Source organism: Tautonia marina (genome assembly GCF_009177065.1).
GTDB lineage: Bacteria > Planctomycetota > Planctomycetia > Isosphaerales > Isosphaeraceae > Tautonia > Tautonia marina.
In genome coordinates this window covers 23,814-45,879 of the sequence record NZ_WEZF01000011.1, presented here as the reverse complement: position 1 = coordinate 45,879, position 22,066 = coordinate 23,814, and the positions used below count along the sequence as shown (strand labels likewise).

The window sequence follows — 22,066 nt, the reverse complement described above, 5'->3', positions numbered from 1 at the left end:
TCGATCGGAGGGAACGGAAGTCGCCACGTCGATCCGGCCTGGAGTTGCCCGGGTCGGATCGACATGGCATGATTGGTTATGAATCCCTCTCGAAAAACCTCGCCGTTGGTGACAGTTTCTGTGTCCGATGTGACGGATAGGGCGATGGTTTGCCCGTTCCAGCCCGATCGTGCCCTTCGGCTGATCCATCGGCTTGCGTTCCCTCGCGCGGTCGGTTCGCAAGGAGAGCGACTGGCCGCGCGGTTGGTCGAGCGTGCCCTGGCTCGATCCGGCCGTCCGGTCGTCCGTGAGCGCTTCCCGGTCGGCACGACCGCTCGAAGGGTCGGGAGCGTGCTGGCATTCTCCGGCGCGAGTGTGCTGGTGACGATCGGCGTGATCCTGGCGACCCGATGGCCGCTGATCACCGGACTGTGTGCTCTGGCCGCCGGATACCTCGTCAACGCTCCCTGGATCGTGACCCGATCCCTCGCCGATCGGTTGCGGGCCCGGGTCTGGTCGGACAATCTGGTGGTCTGGCCGTCGAGGGACAACGACGCCGAAGCCGCTCCGGCTCGGGTCGTCTTTTTGGCACATTACGATTCGAAGTCGCAGCGCTTGCCGACCGGTTTCCGGGTTGCCCTGGTTGTGTCGTCGACGGTGGGATGTTTGATTCTGGCGGGTGCTTCTCTCGCAAGGATGTTGCTGGGGGGGGAGGCGATCGGGTTCACGCCCCTTATTCTCCTGGGGGGATTTATCAACGGTTGTCTGATCGCCTTGATGTGTAATGCTTCGGGGAATCGCAGCCCGGGGGCGCTGGATAACGGGTCGGGCCTGGCGGTCTTGCTGGAGCTAGCTCGATCGTGGGAGCCCAGGGCCGATGCCCCAGTCGATGCCGTTTTTCTGGCCACGGGGGCCGAGGAAGTCGGGCTCGACGGTGCCCGCGCCTTCCTCCAGCGCCATGAGTGGTGGCTCCGGGAACGACCGACGCTGCTGATCAACCTGGAAAGCGTGGGGGCGGGCGACCGAGTCTGGCTTGCCGGATCGCCGATCGCCGTGACCCTGGCCGAAACCGTGGCCGAGGCCCAGCAGATTCCCACCTCCCGGTTCCGAGTTCTGGGCGCGGGCATGGACCACGAACCGTTTGCCGCGGCCGGGCTCGCTGCCGTCAGTCTGCTCGGCGATGTGGTTGGCACCTCCGCATCACTGCATACGCGACACGACGGGTTGCATTTGATTTGTCGCGATTCCTTGATGCGATCGGCACGGTTGGCCTCGCATCTTGCCTGGACCTGGGCCGTTCGGCTTCACCCTTCGGGTGATCCACCGCTTCCAATGCCGCTTCAATCGGCTCAGGAAGGATGACCACGGCGTGCGGATTATGTCTTAAGGTACAGGGAGGAGCGTTCCATGTTGGAATCGCGTTCGAGATCGGTGTTGCGTGATCCCAGGGAGAGTCGTATGTCGCTCGTGCGTGGTTTCGTGATGTTGGTACTTCTCACAAGCGTTTCCGCTCCGGTTTCCGCCCAGATCTATCCTGGTGCGATGATGCGCGGAGGTTGGGGTGGTTTTGGAACGGGGGGGCGAGACCCCGGAGCCGATTACCTTCGCGGAAGTGGCTATTACATGCGAGCCCAGGCGGATTACCAGGTCAAGGCGGCCGAGGCCAGCAAGCTCCGGGCCGAAGCCTATGCCAAATGGAACCAGACAATCTCTGAAGCCCGCAAGGCCAAGGAGATTCGAGACGCCCAGCAGCGCGATCGTCAGGCGGTGGAATCCGCAATCCTCAACCGAGAGGGGCTGGTCGAGGCTGGGATTTTGCTCAATCAAACAGTTGATCAGATCCTCGATTTCCCGACCGACGCCACACACGATGCCCTTGCGGCCATTCCGCTTGGTGCCGACGTTCTCCGCGATCTCCCGTTTGAAAATGCCTCGGAACCCATCACCGCCTGTTTGTCGATTCTGACGCAGGAAGACGGGTGGCCTCCGTTGCTCCGGGAAGAGGAGTTTGAACAACCCCGAGAAGCGTTCTCGAAGGCCGTGACCGCCGCTCTGGCCGAAGACCTCGACGGCTCCATCTCCGACACGACCCGATCAGAGATCGACGCCGCGCTGAACACGCTCCGCACCGTGCTCAAGAACGAGCAAAAAGGGTTCCCCGTGGTTGGGGCCGACGATGCCGACCAGTTCCTCCGCACCCTCGCCGGGATGATTCGATTGCTCGAAGACCCGCAAGGGGGGGCCGTCTACCGCATGATTCAGTCGTATGAGCAAGGGACAATGGCGGATCTGGTCGGCTTTATGCACGCCTACAACCTGCGCTTCGGCCGCGCCAAGACCGAACGACAGAAGGAGATCTATCGGCAGTTTGATGCCATGCTGACCCCCATCCCCGTCGCCCAGGCCGCCGATCCGTCCGTCGCCACGAAGCCCCTCGTCGAGAGCAGCAAGCTGGTCGGCGACTCGGCGAAGGAAGTGTTCGCGAACCTGAGCTGGGACGACATCGACAAGGCCGCCGCGAAGTGAACCGAACCGCGGGCGATTCCCGTTACGCGGTCATCACGTCACGCCGTGCCACGGACGGCACGGCGGGTCAGGGGAAGACGAGGGCCCCGGCATCGCGGTCCATCCCGGCAATCCTCCAACCCTGGTCGTTGTAGCGGAGATCGTTCACCGCAACGTGACGAATGGCAATGCGGTGGTAGTCGGCCGGCGAGAACGATTCGACAAGTGAAGTAATCAGGACACGAATCACCACGCCATGAAGCACAGTGATGATGGTTTCGCCCCGATGACGCTCGGCCAGGGCCTGAAACGGCGGCACAACCCGATCGCGCAGTTCCCGGTACGATTCGGCTCCGGGGTGGGCGGCGTCGATGTCTCCTGCGCCCCATCGCTGAATAAACTGATCGACCTCGGCACGGACCTCGGCGATCGTTGCGTTCGACATCGAGCCCATCCGTCGCTCATGCAACTCGGCAATGATTCCCGGAGCCAATCCGCACCGCTGGGCAATGGGTTCGGCCGTTTCGCGAGCCCGCCTCATTCCCGAGCTGTACACGGCATGAGGGCGCAGCCGAGCGAGGGCTTCGGCGGCGGTCAGAGCCTGCCGGTGCCCTTCGGGGCCGAGTCCGATATCGGATTCGGCCCCGTGAAAGCGATCGGGGGCGGCGGTCATCGCGTGGCGAAGCAGCAAGATCCGGGTGGGTGCGGAGGAGGGTAAACCGGTGGTCATCACGGTTGGGTTTCTCGGTCAAATGGTGTAAACTTGCAGGGGAACGTTCGGGTTGGCAAGCCCCGACGACGGCCTAACCCCGGAAGATCGGCCGGAGTTTTCGTCGGGCTCGTGACTCAGCCGTCTTGCCGACCCCTCGCCGCTTCTCCGATCGCGTGAGGTCGTCTCATGGCCCTGCCCGACAAGTTCCGGACCATCCTTCTCTTCGGTATGCCAGGCAGCGGCAAGGGAACGCAAGGCGTTGTGCTCGGCCACCTGCCCGGGGTCGTACACATTTCCAGCGGCGACCTGTTCCGCAGGCTCCCCAAGCATGGCGATCTGGGTCGAGAGGTCGTCTCGTACACCTCGCGCGGCTTGCTTGTGCCAGACGATTTGACCATCCGCATCTGGAAACGTCACCTCCAGATTCTCATGCTTCAGGACGAGGTGACCCCCGGATGCACCACCCTGGTGCTCGATGGCTTGCCGCGTAACTTTGAGCAGGCCGGGATGCTCGACGATGTTCTCGACGTTATCCAGATTTTCCACCTGATGATCTCCGACATCGACAAGGCCAAGGATCGCCTTGCCGCCCGAGCCCTCCGCGAAAACCGGCTCGACGACATTAACGAAGAGGTCGTTCAACGTCGGCTTCAGGTCTACCACGAAGAGACGTTTCAGACCCTCCAGTTCTACGACCCGTCGATCATCTACGAAATTAATGCCTCGCAGTCACCCCTGAAGGTTCATATGGACATCATTCAGCGGCTCTGCGAGATGGAGAAGATCCGCCAGTTTTCCACCCCGCTAGACGTGGGATCGCCCGCCGAATCGAGCCACGAGAACGGCCAACGATCCGGCTTGACCGACACGACCGATCCGGATAGAACCCCCTCAACGGTTGGCTAGCCTCCTGGGTTCTCCTGCGCGGCGAGCCCGATCCGCTCGCCGCGACCGCCCCGGATCGTCCCGGAACGACTTGAATCCTCCCCACCGCGCAGAGGGACCGCCGCGCGATGGCTCACGCGACACGGAAGGTCGCCTTTCTGACCCCGCTTTACTTCGACGAGGCCTCATGCCTTGGCGGTGGTGAGCGCTACGCGACCAACATGGCCGCCGGACTGGTCGAAGCCACCGGCGGGCGCTACGAGGTCGATCTCATCTCCTACGGCGTGGCTCCCGCCCGGCGCGAACTCCGCCCCGGCGTGACCCTCCGCGTCCTTCCCGTCTCCCGGCGGCCCGTCGATCCGCTCGACGCCGTCTCGTGGGAACTGCCTGCCGCAATTGCCGAGGCCGATCTCGTGCATGTGCATATGGCCTTCAGCCGATCTGGCGAGTTCGGCCTGCTTGCGGCCCAGCAGCAGCACAAACCCACCTGTGCCTCCGACCACGGTGGCCATTCCAGTTGGCTGGGGGCATCGCTCGGAAGCCTGGAACTGGCCGATCGAATCGTTGCGTACTCGTCTTTTGGTGCATCCCTGTTCCGCACGCCGACCCCCGTCGTCGTCATCCGAGGCGGTGTGGATGCCGCCCGATTCGCTCCTCCTGAACCTCGTCCCCCCCGCGATCGGGTCCTTTACGTGGGCCGGTTGCTCGCTCACAAGGGAATCGATCGACTCATCGCGGCCCTTCCCCCCGAATTGCCCCTGACCGTTTGCGGGCGACCCTACGATCCCGACTACTTCGCCTTGCTCCGTCGCCTGTCCGTGGGTAAGGACGTGACCTTCGTCACCGATGCCGACGACTCGACCGTCCGCGACCTCTACGCGAGGGCCTGGTGTAATGTCCTCCCGTCGGTCTATGTCGATTGTTACAATCGTCGCTACCGAGCCCCTGAGTTGATGGGCCTGACCTTGCTGGAAGCGATGAGCTGCGAGACCGTCCCCATCGCCTCGCGGGTCGCGGCCATGCCCGAATTCATCAAGCCCTATCAAAGCGGCTACCTGTTCGACACCCCAGACGAACTGACCACGCTCCTGCGTCGCCTGGCGAACGAGCCCGAAACCGTCGCCCGGATTGGTCGGGAAGCCCGGCGCGAGGTCCTGCGAGCCTTTGACCTCACCGTTGCCGGTGCGAAGCTCGCCGCGCTCTATGACGAACTGCTCGAAACCCGGTCGGTGCGGAAGGAGCGGGCATCGTGAAGATTCTCGTTCTTTCAAACTTTTATCCTCCCGAGGTCGTCGGCGGCTACGAGGTGGCCTGCGCTCAGGCCGTCGAGGCCTTGCGTCGGCTTGGGCATGAGGTCCTTGTCCTGACCGCTTCGGGCCGCTCCTTTGTTCCACCACAGGAAGGGGTGCGCCGAGGGTTCACGATCACGGACATCTGGAACCAACACACCATGAATCGCCGACCCCCCGTGGTTCAGCGGTTGATGGACGTGCAATCGCGGCTGATCAACTCCGCGAATGTGCATGTGCTCGCTGATACGGTCGGACGGTTTCAGCCCGATGTTGCCTATGTGCATAACCTGACTGGTCTTGGCGGGCTTGGATTGATGGCGACCCTGAACCATCTGGGTGTGCCCTGGGCCTGGCAACTGGGCGATGCGGTTCCCTCGTATTGCTGCTCGGTTTGGGGCAAGGTCGTTCCTGCCCTGGCCGATCGCTTCGGCGCAGAGATGCGAGGAACGTTTATCGCGGTCAGCTCCCGACTGGTTGAGGAAATCGAAGGCCAGGGGGTTCCACTCAACGGGCGTGTCGAATTGCTTCCCTACTGGATCGACGGTCATCCGAACCCCCTGCCCCGTCGTAGGGTACGGAACGGTCCACTGAAGGTCGTATCGGCCGGACGATTGACCCCATACAAAGGAATCGACCTGCTGATCGAAGCGGTCGGCCTTGTCCGGAAGGAGCGCTGGTCGGTCGAACTCGATCTGATTGGAGCCATCGCCGATGTTGATGAAAACCACTACCCGGCCCTGGTGCAGCAGCACGGCGTCGAGGACCGTGTCCGATTCCTCGGGCCGCTCGATCACGGTGATCTGATCGCTCGATACCGTGAGTACGAGATCTTCGCTTTTCCGACCTGGGAGCGAGAACCATTCGGCATCGGCCCGATCGAGGCCGCGGCTCACGGCGCGTGCCTCCCCCTCATCTCCCAGAGTTGTGGCCTGGCCGAGTGGCTCGTTCACGGGGTCCACTGTCTGAAGGTCGAACCCACCGCCTCCGCCCTTGCCCAGGTGTTTCTCGACGTGCTGGAGCGCCGTATCGACTCCCAGACCATTGCCGAGCGTTCCCGAGCATCGACCTGGCGCGATTTTCATGTCGATGGTCTGGCGCCTCGCCTCGTGCAATTGCTTGAAGATTCCGCCAGGACCAGATCTGAGTCCTCGCCTGGAACCCCGGCCGATGCGGTCCGTCTCGCTCGGCTCGCGGAAGGTCTGGCCGAATCGCTCGTGGCCGAAGCGGCCTGAATCTGACAGGTTCTCCTTCGGAATGTCGGAGAATCCTGAGCGTTTCCCAACATTCTTTGGTCCTGATCAGGGAGGCCCGATTCCTCGTGCGAGACTTCGCCTTTTACAACGCGGGTATCGACGATGCGAAGGGACCGAAGCGCGTGCTTGGTCTTGCCCGTCGCCTGGTGCGCAGGCTTCTTCGCCCCATGTTCTTTCATCAAGAAGCGCTGTATCGCGACCTCCAGACCCAGATTGATCACCTGACTGGCCAGGTCGAGGCACTCAGCCAACGATCGGCCGCAGCCGATGCGTTTCGCTGGGATGCCGTGGCTATGGCTCGTCGGCTCGCGAGTATTGAAGATCATCTCGCCCGGATCCAAACCCCAGACGCTGCCGGGCGAGCCGTTCCCGCGCCGGGCTGCCGGGTTGACACGGCCAATAATCTCTCGGCGCCTCATGTCAGTACGTTCAAAGAATACTCGAACAGGCGCATCTCTGAGAATTCCTCGGTTGATGATGGTCGTTCCATGTGAGCTTTGACTCGCTCCGATGACACGCAACCCCATTCTCGAACCTCGGTCGATCGCTCATGTCCACGACCCTGTGCCCACGTGTTGCGAAGCCCTTTGCTGGTTCCGTCTCTAGGCGCGAACCGACCGATACTGACATGGCGGGTCGAACCCCCTCATCGATGGAACGCTTCCGCGTTCTGATTGCCATTCCCACGACGAACCAGATGTATTCTGGCATCGGTCGGGCCATTTTCGAACTGGTGAGGCGGTTGCAGGATTGGGTGGACGTGACGTTCGCGATGGATGACCGGGATCCCAACTCCCTGCGTCGCGTTTGGGAGTTCGCCTCTCCGCTTGGGATTCCCTTGTGTGTCGGACCTCACCGGTTTGAATCGGATTGCGTGGAACCGCTCAACGAGCACTTGCCAGAGGTTATCAGAACCTCCCGATGGGACGCGATCGAACTGGTCGGTTTCGCCAACGCGGCCACCGGGCGAGCAGTCCTGAATCACATCGACGACCGGACCGTGCTGTGTTATACACCCCATGATCAGCCGCTCTGGACGGTTCCCATGACGCCCGAGCAAGAGGCGACTGTCGCCGCGATTCATCGCCGCGTGATCGAACGATCCGATCTGGTCCTGGCCGATTCGCCGTCCGAATGCCGAGCCTTGCAACGGCTCGCCCCCGGACGTGTCAATTGCGTGGCCTTGCCCCTCGGGTGCGACTTCGAGACGTTCGACCTTGGTCCGTCTGATCGCCCTCCCCAATTGCTCTTTGTGGGTGATCTGGCCGAGATTCGCAAACGTTTTGATCGTGTCATTCGAGTGTTTGAGCAGGTCATCCACCGGTGGCCTGAGTATCGCCTTGTTGTGATTGGCAATCGGAGTGAGGCATCGGCAGATCGGATTCCCGCTTCCCTTCGCCCCTTCGTCGAACTACGCGGCTATGTCAGCGAGGCGGAGTTGCGGGCTGCCTATCGATCGAGCAGGGCGCTCCTATTGCTTTCCGATGTAGAAGCCTTCGGCCTGCCCATTCTCGAAGCGCTTGCCAGCGGAACCCCGGTGGTGCTGGGGCGTCTGGACACGACCGAAAGTCTATTCGGCGACTGTCCTGGGGCGCACTTCTGCCCGCTCGATGATCCCGAAGGGACGATGAAAGTCGTTCACCGGGTTCTGACTCACCCTTCCGCCGCGATTGCCACCGCTCGCGCGGATCGCCCACGGTTAGAGTCGCTGTTCGATTGGAACGCACTCGCCGATCGCAAGTGGCAGTTGCTCACGTCTGCCTGGGCTCGGCGTAATGCCTGGGCCTGGAACGAACCTCCCCGTTCACGGCGTTCGTACGATCGAGCCGCAAGCGGATTCTCGGTCGATCCTCGGTCCCGGTCTTCAACTCCCGAGAGCGTCCCATGCCCATGATCTCTTACGCGCAAAATGCGGAAGACGTTCTCCTTCGACGCGTCTTCCCTGACACGGACCGGGGCTTTTATGTCGATGTGGGAGCGAATCATCCCACGCTGCATTCGGTCACAAGGCATTTCTCGGATCGTGGATGGACGGGCGTCAATGTCGAACCGGTCGCTCGCGTCTGGGAAATGCTCCAGGCCGAGCGTCCGAACGACGTCAATCTCTCCCTTGCGATCTCCGATCATGAAGGGACGATGACCCTGCACGAGCCGGCCGATTCCCTCGGCATGTCAACGCTTGATGTCGACTTCGCTGCCGGGCTGAGATTGCACGGCTATGCCTATGTCGAACGATCGGTTGAGGTGATCACCCTTGCAACCCTTTGCAAGCGTTATGTGGGTGATCGAACCATCGACTTTCTTAAAATTGATGTGGAAGGGCACGAACTTGCCGTCATTCGAGGGGCCGACTGGCGGCGCTGGCGTCCTCGGGTGCTCGTCATCGAAGCCACCATCCAGCCCGAGCTGTGGGAGCCGATCTTGCTTGCGGTCGATTACGTTCGGGCCGCTTTCGATGGGCTGAATCGGTATTATCTGCGGCTGGAAGATCGGCACTTGCTTTCGCATTTCCGATCGCCGGTCAATGTGCTCGACGATTACATCTCGTTTGAGCATGTGGTCGAGCTTGAAACCCTTCGGCGCGAGCGAGACGAGGCACTCGCCCGGCTTTCTCTGTACGAGGATCTGGGGACCACGAGTCTGACCGTTGCCCGCCAGCTTCGTCGGGTTGCCCGGCACGTGCCGATCGTGCCGTCGGTCGTGCGTCGAATGCTGCCCAAGGTGGGATAGTCGTCTCGTCCCAAAACGAATCGGGATTCCAGATCAATAATGACCTGGAATCCCGTCGGTTCAGGCAGAGGTCGGAGTCGTTGACCGATCAGACCTGATCGGGCACGACATACGGCGCCCGGTACTCTCGGGTGAGCATCGCGTTGGCTTCCGGATCGTCGAGGAACGCCTCATTCTCGACGTCGATGTGCAGCTTGCGGCCGAGTCGCAGCGCGATGTTGCCGAGGTGGCAGAAGGCACTCGACAGGTGGCCTTCCTCGATCTCGGCATTGAGGATCGATCGGTCTCGGGTGCGAACAGCTTCGATGAAGTTGGCGTAGTGGTCGCCGCCGCCCGTCCCCTTCGGGCCCGGCTCCATCTTGTGGCCGAAGAACGTTTGCCACGAGGTGTAGCTGTCGAGCGTCAGAATCCCCTCGGTCCCGTAGAAGATGTCGCCGACCTTCACCCCTTGCTCGTCGTTGGTGGGCAGGCCGCGCACCTCAAATTGCAGCAAAACATCGTCATATTCAAAGTTGACGGTCTGAGTGTTGGCGGTTTCGCCGTCATCTTCGTAGCCGTATCGGCCGCCTGCCGACATTACGGTCTTCGGGAATTCGTTCTTGCCGATGCCCCAGCGGGCCAGGTCCATCTGGTGGATGCCCTGGTTCCCCAGGTCGCCGTTGCCGGTGTTCCAGACCCAGTGCCAGTTGTAGTGCAGAATGTTCGGGTTGTAGACGCTCGGATCGCCAGGCTTGTGGAATTCGGCCGGGCCGGTCCAGAGGTCGTAGTCGAGTTCTTTCGGCACCGGTTGGAATGAGCCGTGGCCGATCGAGCCGCGGGGCTTGTAGCAGAGCCCCTTGGCCATGTAGACCTTACCGATGCCCCCCTCGCGCAGGAACTTGATCGCGTCCTGAATCCCCTTATGGCTCCGGCACTGGGTGCCGCACTGGACGATTCGGTCATATTTCCTTGCCGCCTCGACCAGTTTTCGGCCTTCCCACACATTGTGGCTCACCGGCTTCTCGACATAAGCATCTTTTCCGGCCTGACAGGCCCAGATGCCCATGAGGCTGTGCCAGTGGTTCGGCGTGGCGACGGAGATGATGTCAATCGCCGGGTCGTCGAGGACTGCGCGAACATCCTTCACGAGCGATGGTGCCGATCCGTTCGCGGCCTCGATCGCCTTCATGGCGTTGCCAACGACGTTCTCGTCAACGTCGCAGACCGTGGTCACGCGCACGCCCTGATCTTTCTGGTTCAGGAACCCTCGGACGTGGTCCATCCCCCGACCTCGGACCCCAACGACGGCCACGTTCAGCGAATCGTTCGCGCTGGTTCTCCTCGGAGCAGATCGGGGCTCGGCAGAAGCTCGTGAGGCGTTCGAGGCGGTCAGGGCGGCCAGGCTGGCGGCCGACGCCTGGAGGAAATCTCGGCGCTGAATCGATCGCATCGTGTTGGACTCCAGAGAAAATCTCGGGAAAATGGGAGGGCCCGATGCCTTCATGAGAACCTCCCGGCGCGGCCTCGTCAAGCATGGAGCCGGGTCGATCACTCATCGTTTCGAGCGGGACATTGTTGTGATCCTGACGATTCCGAGACGTTGCCTCGTCGTCCTGGTGGGACCAACTGGTTCCGGGAAGAGCACCTTCGCTCGCCGTCATTTCCGACCGACCGAGGTCGTCTCGTCCGACGATTGCCGAGCCCTGGTGTCCGACGACCCGAATAACCAGCTCGCCACGGCCGATGCCTTCGACCTGCTTCACCTGATCGTCGACCGCCGCCTGGCTCGGGGACGCCTGACCGTCGTCGATGCCACGAACGTCCGCGCATCGGCCCGATCGTCGTTGGTTCGATTGGCCCGTACTCACCACGTCGAGCCGATTGCTCTGGTCTTCGATCTGCCCGAAACCCTTCTGCTCGATCGGGCCCAATCGCGGACCGATCGGCGGATCGAAGCCGAAATCGTCCACCGCCATCGCGAACAACTGTCGCGGTCGATTGCCGATCTTTCGCGCGAAGGGTTCGATCGAATCCTCACGCTTTCGAGCGTGGATCAGATCGAATCGGTTTCGATCCGACGCGTTCCCCTTCCAAGCGACCGCCGGGACGATCGTGGACCGTTCGACCTGTTCGGCGACGTGCACGGCTGTGCCGATGAATTGGAGCAACTGCTCGACCGGCTCGGCTACGAGGTCGCTTCGCAATCCATTGAGCCCGCCTGGCCCGGCCCCATCTACAAGCACCCAGACGGCCGGATCGCCGTCTTCGTGGGGGACCTGGTCGATCGGGGCCCTCGGATTCTCGACACCGTTCGCATCGTTCGCAACATGGTCGCCTACGGCTCGGGCCTGTGCGTGGTGGGCAATCACGACGATAAACTTTTGCGCAAGCTGCGTGGGCGGAACGTCCGGGTCGCCCACGGTCTGGAGCAGACCCTGGCCGAGATTGAACTGCTCCCTTGGGGCATCCGGGAAACGACCGTCGAGGGTTTGATCGATTTCTTCGGTGGCATGACGCACCATTATGTGCTTGATCGAGGCCGCCTCATCGTCGCTCATGCCGGATTACCGAAACCGATGCACGGCCGAGAATCTCCGGGCGTTCGCGGCTTCGCTCTCTACGGCGAAACGACGGGCGAGGTCGATCAGTACGGTCTGCCCGTTCGCCTGAAATGGGCGAAGAACTACCACGGCCGAGCCCTGGTGGTGTACGGCCACACGCCGGTCCCCGAGCCGGAGTGGATTCGACAATCGGTCAACATCGACACGGGTTGCGTCTTCGGTGGTCACCTGACCGCCCTGCGCTACCCCGAGCTGGAGGCCGTCTCCGTTCCAGCCGCTCGCGAGTATTGCGTGTCGAAACGTCCCTTCCGGACCAGCCGTCGCCCCGTCGATCCCGATTCGCTCCCGACCGAACCGTCTTCGTAATCCTTCATCGCGACCAGACCGGCGCCGGCCCCCGCCTCATCCGCCCAGGGGGGCCGGCGCTCGGAATCGATCACTTGCCGCCGGTCAGTTCGTCAAGCAGGGCATTCGCCTGATAGACCGACTTCAACGCCTCGGCAATCACCCGAGAATCGACCGAAACGGCCCGGGCGAGCGTGTCGTCGTAGCCGAAGTCAAGAATCAACGAGTGGATATTGCCATCGAAGATCAATCCGACAACATTTCCCTCGCGATCCACGACCGGGCTCCCGGAATTGCCGCCGATGATGTCGGCCGTCGAGACGAAATTCATCGGCGTCGACAGGTCAAGCCGTCCCGAATCCTTCGCTTCGACCCACGATTCGGGCACGTGGTACGGCTCGACGTTCCCCTTGGCCTCCGCCTTCTCAAACAGACCCTCGACCTGCGTGAACGGCGGGATGGTCTCGCCGTCTTCCTCCCATCCGACCACGGTGCCGTAGGCCAGGCGAAGGGTGAAGGTGGCATCCGGGTAGATCGCGTCGCCGAGGCTCTCAAACAACGCCTTGGCGATCCGGCCGTACTGGGCCGACTCGACCCCCTCGACCTCGTCTTCCCACACCTTCCGCACGGCCCTTGACTCGGGATCAACGGCCACGGCCAGCGCGATCATCGGGTCGTCGCTGGCGGCGATCGCCTCCGAGCCTCCTTTGGCAAGGGCCTTGCGAGCCTTCACATCGCCAACCTTGGTCCCTTCGACCAGGGTCCGGGCGACCTCCTCCGGTTCGCGATTGCCGAGCACGCGCTGAACCACCGGATCGTCCGCGCCGACGGTGTCTCGCCAGTACGTCAAGGCGTTGGTTAGGCGGAAGATTTCGTACTCGGGGTAAATCGGCGCCTCGGAATAAAGGCCGAGGAACAGCGACGGCAAGGCCGTCTCGCGGTACTCCTGCAGGCGATCCTCGTTCGGTTTTTCTTGCTCGGCGGCCAGGCGGACGAGGGTCCGAGCAATCTGAAACAGGCGAGACTCGAATGCCTGAGCCCGTTCCAGCATGTTGTACGTCACCAGATTCTCGGCGGCCACGCGCCGAGACGCGGCGATCTTGTCCCAGGCATCTGCGTACGCTTCGGCCGATTTCGGATCAGACGCAATCTGATCGCGGAGTGCCTGTTCGGCCTCTTGCTTGCGACGCATGAAGGTTTCGTCGCGCAACCCCTGATACCCTCCCAGCCGGGCCTTGCGGCTGTTCTGGTAGCCGAACAGGTCTTCCTTGGCCTGCCGTGCTTCTTCCTCGCCGCGCTCGCTAAAGGATGAGAGAGACGCCTCGCGGTTGCGGATCAGGTCGAGCAGGAACGGGAAGCCGGTGTCGCGGAAGTATTCCAGGTGCGCCACCGTGTTCAACCGGCTCGTCCGGCCGGGGTGGCCGGCCACGAAGACGAGGTCCCCTGCCTCTGATCCCTTCTCGCTCCAGCGCAGGTAGTGCTCGGGCTGGGCCGGCTTGCCATCCTCGTAGGCCCGCACAAAGGCCACGTCGAGGCAATAGCGGGGATATTCGAAGTTGTCTTCATCCCCACCGAAGAAGGCTACGTCGAATTCCGGGGCGAACACGAGCCGAACGTCGGTGTACTTCTTGTATGTGTAAAGATGATATTGTCCTCCTTGGTACAGGGTGACCACATCGTTCCGCAGGCCGTTGGCCTTCGACGCTTCCTGCTCGATGTTCGCCATCGCCGAGCGACGGGCCGCGGCGGCCTCGGCGTCCGACATCGACGCGGTCACGGCCGCGTTGACCCGGTCGGTCACGTCCTCGATGGCCACGGTGACGTTCAGCTCAAGGTCGGGCGCGGGAAGCTCGGCCTCGCGCGTTTCGGCGAGGAACCCGACCCGGTAGTAATCATTCTCCGCCGTGCTCAGCTTTTGAAGCGTGTCGGCGGCAACGTGGTGGTTGGTCATCACCAGGCCGTCGGCCGAGACGAACGATCCCGACCCGCCGTTGTTGAAGCGTACGGCCGACGATCGAATGCGGGTGATCCACTCCTCCGTTGGTTCGAAGCCGTACTTCGCCTTCAACTGGTTGAGCGGCAGGTTGTTGAACACCCACATCCCCTCGTCGGCCGGGGATTGCGAAGCCGTCGTCATGATCGTCAGCAGCCCGATCAGGGCCATCCTTCGTCTCAGAGTCATCGTTCGGGTCCACTCCTTGGCGGTGGGTTGGTGGTCAAGCCCTGTGCCGCGGGCGGTTGCGGCTCTCTGCCGATTGTCTCAGGTTCGGCCCCGTGTCGGGAAGAGGGACACGATCAACCTGTTCGCTTGCTGAAAAAAGGGCGAGCGTGTGAACGCGAGGGCGAGCAATGCAGATCCTCCCTCTCCCTCGCTTTGCGGGGGAGAGGGTGGCCGAAGGCCAGGTGAGGGGTACACCGCCCGCTCGAACCGCAAGGTCTCTGCCCGACCCGCTCAAGCACGGCAGAGTGTCTTTGCACCAAGGCCTGTCTCGGGACGTTGCAATCGTCCGGACCTCGCCGCGGGGGGGATTCCCAAAGCCTTACGGATGGGGGTATGATGAGTCGTTACCCTGCTTGGTGCCGCCACGGTGATTTCCTTGGGCTTGTGGCGGATTTGGGTTGCTCGGATCACTGGTTGACGATCCTCGCGCCATGCGCTCGATGATCCTTATGGTGCGGATTGCCCTCTGGAGGATTCCTCCCTCCCTCTCGACGAGGTTCGTGACTCGATGACCCCTTCGACGCATGCGATCCGAGATCGAAATCACGCCGATCTCGGCGCGATTCTTCGCCGAGATGCCGAGGCGATTCTCGACACCTGGGCCGAGCGTGCCATCGCCCAGGGACACGGTCGCCCCGGTGCTCATCGGGAGGAGCTGCGCGACCACTTGCCCGAGTTCCTCATCGCCCTGGGTGACGATCTCACCGGCGACGACGACTCGCCGCGTCACGAGGCCATCGAACACGGGCGGTTTCGCTGGAAAGACGGCTGGGAGCTTCAGGATGTCGTCATCGACTATCAGCTCCTCCGGATCGTCATTCTCGAACGTCTGCAACAGCAGCTCGGGCACAATCCCTCGTTCGAGCAGGTCGTCGCCATCGGTGTCCATATCGATGATGCCATCGCTCAGGCCGTGGTCGCCTATGTCGAGCATCAGGCCGTCCAGCTTCAGCAGGCCCACCAGCGGCTCAACGAATTTCTCGGCGTGCTCGGCCACGAGCTGCGCAACCCGCTCGGCACGATCGCCGTCGGCCTGCAACTGGCCAAGCTCTGCGCTCCCCCTCAGGGCGATCTTTCCGATGCGGTCGATGGCATCAGCCGGGGGGTCCTGACCATGACCCGGTTGATGGACGACATGCTCGACGTGGCCCGCGTCACCCGCGGAGACCTGGAGATCCGTCGATCCTTCGTCTCGTTGACCGAGGTCATCACCTCCGCGGTCTCCTCAACCCGGTCGCTGGTCGACGAGTCGCGGCACCGTCTGGCCCTGTCGCTCCCTCCCGACCCGATGACCGTCGAGGCCGATCCGACCCGCCTGGAGCAGATCCTGGTCAACCTCATCACCAACGCCGTGAAGTACTCCGAGCCCGGCGCCTTGATCGAGGTGATCGCCGATCGAGAGCAGGACCAGGCGGTCATCCAGGTTCGGGACAACGGGGCGGGAATCGCTCCCGACTTTCTGCCGCATCTGTTCGATCTGTTCGCCCAGGCTCCGGAACACAACGGCCGGGGGCTCGGAATCGGGCTGGCACTGGTCCGTAATCTGGTCGAACGCCACGGCGGCACCATCTCCGCTCAGAGCGATGGAATCGGCCAGGGAAGCACCTTCACCATTCGCCTCCCGCTCGTTCGGCAAGCCTCCGAAACGCCAGGCTCCCCAGCCTCCGAGCCGACCGCCGCGGGCGGGGCCGCCCTGCCCTCGTCACCCAGACGCATTCTTATCGTGGACGACGAACGAGACGCCGCCCGGTTGCTGGCCCTCTTGCTTGAACAGGATGGGCACGAGGTCCGCGTGGCGTTCGACGGCGCCTCGGCCCTGACCGAGGCGGAATCCATGCGTCCCGATCTGGTCTTGCTCGATCTCGGCCTCCCGGATTTCGATGGCCGAGACGTGGCGCAGCGTCTGATCGCCTCCGCAGGGGCGGCACGACCCTTGATCGTTGCCCTGACCGGCTTCAGCCCTGGTCAGCGATCGGGAGAGACCCCTCCCGAGCAGGACACGCGCTTCGACCTGTTCCTGACCAAGCCGGTTGAGGCCGAGAGCCTGGAGCGCGTGCTCGCCCTTCGTCACCGGGAGGATGCCCCCCCCTCCGACCCGGTCTGACGGTACGAGCCGCCTTCAGCCCCACCCCCTCGCCGAGCCATCGAGCTTCGATCGAGCGTTGCCCTATTCCGGCAAGCTCATGAACCAGGCGTGGAGGGTGCCGCTCCAAAGCCCCATGCAGGCAATCGCCGTCACCAACCCGAGCAACACCGCGATCCGAGCCCGCAAGGCGATCATCTTCGAGCGATGCTCGACCCGTCTCAGCTCCTTCGCCAGCATGGTCATCTGACATTCGATCCATTCAAACCGCTCGATGAGCATGTCCGAAGGCATCGAGGGAGCCTGGCCCTTCTCCTCCAGATCACCGGAGCCGGCCGCCAGTGCGTTGCGTGTGCTGTCCCAGCGACGACGACGCTCGTGCAGGGCGAGCCGTTGCAGTCGCTCAAAGACCTCAGGTTCTTGGTCACGGCCCAGGCGCTCTGCCATGTCTGCTCAACTCCAACTCCCCTCGGCCCGATGATCGCACTGCCCTTGCAGTTCCGGCTGAGCGAGGAGGGCTCGCCCGATCACTCTGGCCCGCTCACCGCAAGCCGAGCGAGGATGCGAAACCGTCGTCCGCGACTGCCGATCCGATTCAAGGAGCAGCGTTCGGCCGGAGGTCGGGTGAGCGAGCCGTCGAACGATCGATCGACTTCACCGCGTCTCGCTCCCCCTGTCCACGGCTTCGAGCGGCGCTCGATTCCCCCGGCTCGCTTTACCCGCGTCCCGATCGCTCTCGGGAACAAGCCGGGTGAATCCACGCATGGCAGACGAACCGCACCGGGTCATCGAGCCTCACTCTCCAAGCACTCTAGTTCGTAATTCCGATTGCGAACGCGCTCCCCTCGTCCTTCCCCAAAACCGGTTCCAGGTCCGGCCCCCGAGCCCTTGCGTTCACCCGAGCCACTCGCCGACGAAAGGCCCTGGTCCCTCGGTCCCAGGGCACGCCAGCTCCTCCGTGATCTGTTGCGTCGCTTCATGCGATCAAGGATTTGTGTTCCTTCCCCGATCGTCCCGGTTTTCTGTGCTTGGCCTGGCCCGATTTCCTGATCATTAAAGAAGAGCCCACGATGCCGCGTCTTTCTCTTGTTGGATGAGAGAGTGTGTGTGTCGTAGCCCTCTCCTGACCGCCCCGACGATCCGCACCCTTGATTTCCCGAAACGAACGGTGTCAATCGGCTGAATCTGTTCTTTGACAAGCAGTTGCGTTGTTTGGCTCTGGCGCACCGATCGCGCACCACCAGGCGCACCGCGTGCGCACCACGCCCCCCGAGCGAGCGATCGGGTGATCGATCACGGAACCAAGCCCTCGTTGGGAACCGCCCGAGACACCGCATCGTCCCCGCCCGACCGGCGAGTGTCGGAAGGCCGATGACCGGACGATCGCGGCTCACCCTTCTCGGTTCCTTCCTCGCTCGGATGACGCCGGGCGAATTCCCGAAACGAACGGGAGATATTTCCCGAACTCGTGGATTGGGAACCCGTTCCGAAATCTGCCTTGAGCGCACCGAGCCGCGCACCACCCGCGCACCCGCAACGGTTTGGGGGGCTGCCATCTTTGTGCCCCTGGGGGACAGACAGGAGGTGGTCGCAGCGCGACGGGGGCGGCGCAATCCCCCGCCACCTCCACCCACACGAATCACCTCGGAAGGCGAGCCCAAAGACCCCGGTTCCTCAACGTCTCAGGACGAAGTCGGCGGGGGGACCGAGGTTCCGTTGACGGACGAGGGGGGGGCGGTTGCCTGAGGAGGTTCCCCCTCTGCCCCAGCCGTGGCTTTGGCTTCAGCCTCGGAGGCGATCGGCTCGGGAACGTCCTCGAAGAACTCGCCAATGCGGCGGAACTTCTGGTAACGGTGTTCGAGCAGTTGATCGCGGGGGATCTCGGCGATCTTGCGGAGTGACCGGGTCAGGAACCCTTTCAGGGCAATGGCGGCCCCTCGGGGGTCGCGGTGGGCACCGCCGGGGGGTTCCTCGACCACCTCGTCGATGATTCCAAACCGCAAGAGGTCGCGGCCGGTCATCTTCAGGGCCTCGGCGGCGCGGTCCTTCCGCTCGGCGGTCTTCCAGAGGATTGTGGCGCAGCCTTCGGGGCTGATGACGGAGTAGTACGAGTGCTCCATCATGCCCACCCGGTCGCCGATGCCGATGCCCAGGGCGCCTCCAGAGCCCCCTTCGCCGATGACGACACAGACGATCGGCGTGTCGATCTGGCTCATCGCCATCAGGTTCTCGGCGATGATGGCGGCCTGCCCTCGCTCCTCGGCCTGGATGCCGGGATAGGCTCCGGGCGTGTCGATCAGGCAGACGATCGGCAACTGGTGCCGTTCGGCCAACCTCATGGCTCGCAAGGCTTTGCGGTAGCCTTCGGGATGGGCACAGCCGAAGTTGCAGGCGGTTCGCTCGGCCAGGTCGCGGCCTTTCTGGTGGCCGACGAACATCAGCTTCTTCTCGCCGAGGTGGGCGAAGCCGGTGACCATGGCCGGGTCGTCTCCCACGGCGCGATCGCCGTGGAGCTCCAGGAACTGGTCGAAGATCAGCTCCAGGTAATCACGCGACTGGGGCCGGAGCTGGTGCCGAGAGACCTGGACCGTCTCCCAGGGGGTCAGGTTGGCGAAGATCGCCCGTTTCAGGCCGATCAGCTCGCGCCGGATCGTGCGAATCTGATCGGACAGGCCGGAACCGTCTCCCTGGGATTGCCGGGCTTCAAGCTCGGCCAGTCGGGCCTCCATCTCGAAGATGGGGGCCTCGAAGGGGAGGCGGTACTGATTGGGGGCCTGGGTATTGGTGTTCGGGTTGGTCACGGGGGGCATGGTCGGCCGCCTCCTCCTGGCGCGGGCCGTTCGCCGGGGGGGCCGGCGGGGTCTGGTCTGGGTCGGTTCAATTGGGTTCGAGTCGGATCGGATTCCGAGGCGAAGCGAGCGCAGTCGGCGGAATTCCCCGGCGATCACATGGAGAAGCGGTCGGCCATGGGGTCAGGGTCGTCCTTGAAGATCCTCATGCGGTTGAAGGCGGCCAGGAATTCCCGCAAATCTTTGAGACGATCGTCGGGTTTTTTGGCGAGCATCTTCAAGACCAAGTCGGAGAATTCTTTGGTGACGTTCTTGTTGTGAGCGATCGGCGGGATGGGCTTCTCCTTCATGTGCTTGTTGAGCAGCTCCATCGGCGAGTTGGCCCGGAAGGGCTGCCGACCGGTCGCCACCTCGTAACAGGTGATGCCGAAGCTGTAGATGTCGGCCGCGGCCGAAGGAGGAAGCCGGCGGATCACATCGGGAGAGATGTAGCTGTAAGTTCCTTCCCTGGGAGGCTTTCCGGAAAAGAGCTTGGCGAGTCCGGTCGGGATCTTCTTGGCCAGGGCGTAGTCGATGACCCGAACCTCGCCCGAGCGGTTGATGAGGATGTTCTCGGGCTTGACGTCGCGGTGGGCCCAGCCTTGTTCGTGCATGTAGGCCAGCGCCTCGGCCGCTTGACGCAGCACCGAGTGGGGCCGACCGGGCGGCAGGGAGTACTCCTGGGGCTTGCCGATGACCAGGCGAAGGGTCATGCCCGGGAAGTAGTCCATGACGAAGTACGGCGAGGGCTTGGCGTTGACGAACTCGTGCACCCGGATGAGGTTCGGGTGGGTGAACATCTGGCCGAGCTTGGCCTCGAAGGCCAGGGCTCGCCGTTCGGCCGGGTCGCTCGATCGGCTTTCGAGCAGTTCTTTCAGGGCGAAGCGTCGGCCGGAACCTTCCTGGACGACCTCCATGATGACGGAGTTCTGTCCCATCTGGAGGACCCGGACGATCCGATAGTTACCGATCCGGTCTTCGCCGGTCGTGGTGGTTCCGGTGGCCACGGGCCCTCCTCGGCGGCGAGGCCGCGGGCCGCCTTCGCAAGGGCTCCTGAACGTCAGGAAGCGGGGCGGCCCGGGGCAGGTCGAAACGTTGAGCGTCTGTCGATCTTACCAAACCCGCCGCCTGGTACAACGCGGGTCGGCTCGGTTCGGTTCGATCGGCCAGGAAGGAAATCAGATCTCCGTCCCGTCGGGGATCACGGCGAACTTGGGCACCACCACGATCCCGTCTCGAACATAGTACAGGCCCTCATGATCGACTTCCTGATCCCTCGGCTGCTTGCGGATGCGAACCCCCCGGCCGACCCGGGCGTTCTTGTCGATGATCGCATCCTCGATGATCGAATCGTCACCCACGCCGATGTTCGGCCGGCCTTCCTTCTGGTTTTTCTCGATGCCTCGCTGGCCTTCGAAGACGTCGGCCCCCATGACGTAGGAGTTGCGGATTGTGACGTTCTCGCCAATCTGGGTCCGGAGGCCGACGATCGAGTGCTCCAGGACCGACCCCTTGCCGATGGCTGCCCCGTCGGCGATCAGGCAGCGCGTCAGGGTCGCGCCGTTGACCTTCGAGGGGGCCATGAACCGCGGCCGGGTGAAGATCGTCTTGTTGTCGGCCGCGAAGTCGAACGGAGCGTCCACGCGGGTCAGGTCGATGTTCGCCTTGTGGAAGGCACCGATGGTCCCGATGTCTTCCCAGTAGCCGTCGAAGGGGAAGATCTGAACCCGCATGTTGGGGTCGGCGATGGCGGCGGGGAAGACCCCCTTGCCGAAGTCGTCCACGTCCATGCGGTTGAGCAAGTCGACCAGCACGTCACGGTTAAAGAGGTAAATGCCCATGCTCGCCAGATACGAGCGATTGCCGGCCCGGATGCCCTGGCCTTCCAGCCACTTCGGGTCGGTGCGAACCGAGTCGAGTGCGTCGCGGGTCTTCGGTTTTTCGAGGAAGTTATGCACCTGGCCATCCGGCTGAATCTGCATGATGCCGCAGGCGGTCGCCTCCTGCTCATCGACGGGCAAGGCGGCGATGGTGGCCACCGACCTGGTTTCGTGGTGCAGGCGGATCATCTCCTGGAAGTCCATGCGGTAAAGCTGGTCTCCGGAGAGAATCAGGACCAGATCGCTCAACTCGTCCTTGAGCAGCTCAAGGTTCTGACGCACCGCGTCGGCCGTTCCTTGATACCACTCCTGGTTCTCCATCGTCTGCTGCGCGGCCAGAATCTCGACAAAGCCGCCGCCGAAGCCATCAAACTTGTACGTATTGGTGATGTGTCGATGCAAGCTCAACGAATTGAACTGCGTCAGCACATACATCCGGTTCAGGCCAGAATAGATGCAGTTGGAGATGGGGATGTCGATCAGCCGGTACTTGCCGGCGATCGGCACGGCGGGCTTGCTCCGCAGGGCGGTCAGCGGAAAGAGCCGGGTGCCTCGGCCTCCCCCCAGAATCAGGCAGGTCACATTATTGCGAGTCATGACAGGAAATCCCCAGGCGAGTCGGATCGGCGCGGTATCTCGCCAAGAGGACCGACCCGAGCATCCGACGTACCGTACCTCCAGTCTACCCGAAGGCGGGATCAGGCTCGACCGGTGGGAGCCAAAAGCGCCCGGATCTTCAGGAGTCGATCGTCCCTTGAGGCGGGTCTGGATGGGTGCGCGGCGCACGCGGCCAGGACCCGCCCCAATCAGGTC

The 22,066-nt window shown here is 63.0% G+C and carries 17 protein-coding genes; 10 read left to right on the top strand and 7 right to left on the bottom strand.

Features of this window, described 5'->3' with window-relative positions; all coding sequences use genetic code 11:
* Positions 1–144: 144 nt before the first annotated feature.
* Together GA615_RS14470 and GA615_RS14465 are read left to right on the top strand one after the other, a co-directional pair.
* Positions 145–1,341 carry a M28 family metallopeptidase gene (locus GA615_RS14470; protein ID WP_161602341.1) on the top strand — a complete coding sequence of 399 codons (1,197 nt, stop codon included), beginning with the start codon at positions 145–147 and terminating at the stop codon, positions 1,339–1,341.
* Positions 1,342–1,437: 96 nt separating this feature from the next.
* Positions 1,438–2,505 carry a hypothetical protein gene (locus GA615_RS14465; protein WP_152052022.1) on the top strand — a complete coding sequence of 356 codons (1,068 nt, stop codon included), beginning with the start codon at positions 1,438–1,440 and terminating at the stop codon, positions 2,503–2,505.
* 67 nt (positions 2,506–2,572) lie between these two features.
* Here the strand turns inward: GA615_RS14465 and GA615_RS14460 are convergent, their stop codons facing one another.
* The gene (locus GA615_RS14460) at positions 2,573–3,214 is read right to left on the bottom strand and encodes a histidine phosphatase family protein (protein WP_152052021.1); all 642 of its coding nucleotides are present in this window, start codon (positions 3,212–3,214) and stop codon (positions 2,573–2,575) included.
* 168 nt (positions 3,215–3,382) lie between these two features.
* Here GA615_RS14460 and GA615_RS14455 point away from each other — a divergent pair, with 168 nt between their 5' ends.
* From GA615_RS14455 to GA615_RS14430, 6 genes are all read left to right on the top strand, one after another.
* Complete coding sequence (locus tag GA615_RS14455; RefSeq protein WP_152052020.1) at positions 3,383–4,102, top strand: adenylate kinase family protein; 720 nt, start codon at positions 3,383–3,385, stop codon at positions 4,100–4,102.
* 107 nt (positions 4,103–4,209) lie between these two features.
* Entirely contained in the window at positions 4,210–5,334 is a 1,125-nt protein-coding gene (locus tag GA615_RS14450; protein WP_152052019.1) for a glycosyltransferase family 4 protein, read from the top strand.
* The gene (locus GA615_RS14445; protein WP_152052018.1) at positions 5,331–6,605 is read left to right on the top strand and encodes a glycosyltransferase family 4 protein; all 1,275 of its coding nucleotides are present in this window, start codon (positions 5,331–5,333) and stop codon (positions 6,603–6,605) included. The genes GA615_RS14450 and GA615_RS14445 overlap by 4 nt, the downstream gene beginning before the upstream one ends.
* A gap of 86 nt (positions 6,606–6,691) precedes the next feature.
* Positions 6,692–7,120, top strand: coding sequence for a hypothetical protein (locus GA615_RS14440; protein WP_152052017.1), 429 nt, complete (start codon positions 6,692–6,694; stop codon positions 7,118–7,120).
* Positions 7,121–7,278: 158 nt separating this feature from the next.
* Positions 7,279–8,520 (top strand): glycosyltransferase family 4 protein, encoded by a 1,242-nt coding sequence (locus GA615_RS14435; RefSeq protein WP_161602340.1) that lies wholly within the window; start codon positions 7,279–7,281, stop codon positions 8,518–8,520.
* Entirely contained in the window at positions 8,511–9,356 is an 846-nt protein-coding gene (locus GA615_RS14430; RefSeq protein WP_152052015.1) for an FkbM family methyltransferase, read from the top strand. The genes GA615_RS14435 and GA615_RS14430 overlap by 10 nt, the downstream gene beginning before the upstream one ends.
* 88 nt (positions 9,357–9,444) lie before the next feature.
* Here the strand turns inward: GA615_RS14430 and GA615_RS14425 are convergent, their stop codons facing one another.
* Positions 9,445–10,785: a Gfo/Idh/MocA family protein gene (locus tag GA615_RS14425; RefSeq protein ID WP_152052014.1), complete on the bottom strand. Its 1,341-nt coding sequence runs from the start codon at positions 10,783–10,785 to the stop codon at positions 9,445–9,447.
* A 52-nt stretch (positions 10,786–10,837) separates the two neighbouring features.
* Here GA615_RS14425 and GA615_RS14420 point away from each other — a divergent pair, with 52 nt between their 5' ends.
* Positions 10,838–12,262 carry an AAA family ATPase gene (locus GA615_RS14420; protein ID WP_161602339.1) on the top strand — a complete coding sequence of 475 codons (1,425 nt, stop codon included), beginning with the start codon at positions 10,838–10,840 and terminating at the stop codon, positions 12,260–12,262.
* A 70-nt stretch (positions 12,263–12,332) separates the two neighbouring features.
* On the opposite strand, the gene GA615_RS14415 is transcribed toward GA615_RS14420, so the two are convergent.
* A complete protein-coding gene (locus GA615_RS14415) occupies positions 12,333–14,423 on the bottom strand; it encodes a S46 family peptidase (protein ID WP_152052012.1) in 2,091 nt (696 codons plus the stop codon).
* 547 nt (positions 14,424–14,970) lie between these two features.
* Here GA615_RS14415 and GA615_RS14410 point away from each other — a divergent pair.
* Complete coding sequence (locus GA615_RS14410) at positions 14,971–16,566, top strand: hybrid sensor histidine kinase/response regulator (RefSeq protein ID WP_152052011.1); 1,596 nt, start codon at positions 14,971–14,973, stop codon at positions 16,564–16,566.
* Positions 16,567–16,629: 63 nt separating this feature from the next.
* On the opposite strand, the gene GA615_RS14405 is transcribed toward GA615_RS14410, so the two are convergent.
* From GA615_RS14405 to GA615_RS14390, 4 genes are all read right to left on the bottom strand, one after another.
* Entirely contained in the window at positions 16,630–16,992 is a 363-nt protein-coding gene (locus tag GA615_RS14405; RefSeq protein ID WP_152052010.1) for a hypothetical protein, read from the bottom strand.
* 1,235 nt (positions 16,993–18,227) lie between these two features.
* The gene (locus GA615_RS14400) at positions 18,228–19,355 is read right to left on the bottom strand and encodes an acetyl-CoA carboxylase carboxyltransferase subunit alpha (RefSeq protein WP_152052009.1); all 1,128 of its coding nucleotides are present in this window, start codon (positions 19,353–19,355) and stop codon (positions 18,228–18,230) included.
* Positions 19,356–19,489: 134 nt separating this feature from the next.
* Positions 19,490–20,380 carry a serine/threonine protein kinase gene (locus GA615_RS14395; RefSeq protein ID WP_152052008.1) on the bottom strand — a complete coding sequence of 297 codons (891 nt, stop codon included), beginning with the start codon at positions 20,378–20,380 and terminating at the stop codon, positions 19,490–19,492.
* A gap of 171 nt (positions 20,381–20,551) precedes the next feature.
* Positions 20,552–21,850 carry a glucose-1-phosphate adenylyltransferase gene (locus GA615_RS14390; protein ID WP_152052007.1) on the bottom strand — a complete coding sequence of 433 codons (1,299 nt, stop codon included), beginning with the start codon at positions 21,848–21,850 and terminating at the stop codon, positions 20,552–20,554.
* Positions 21,851–22,066: the final 216 nt, after the last annotated feature.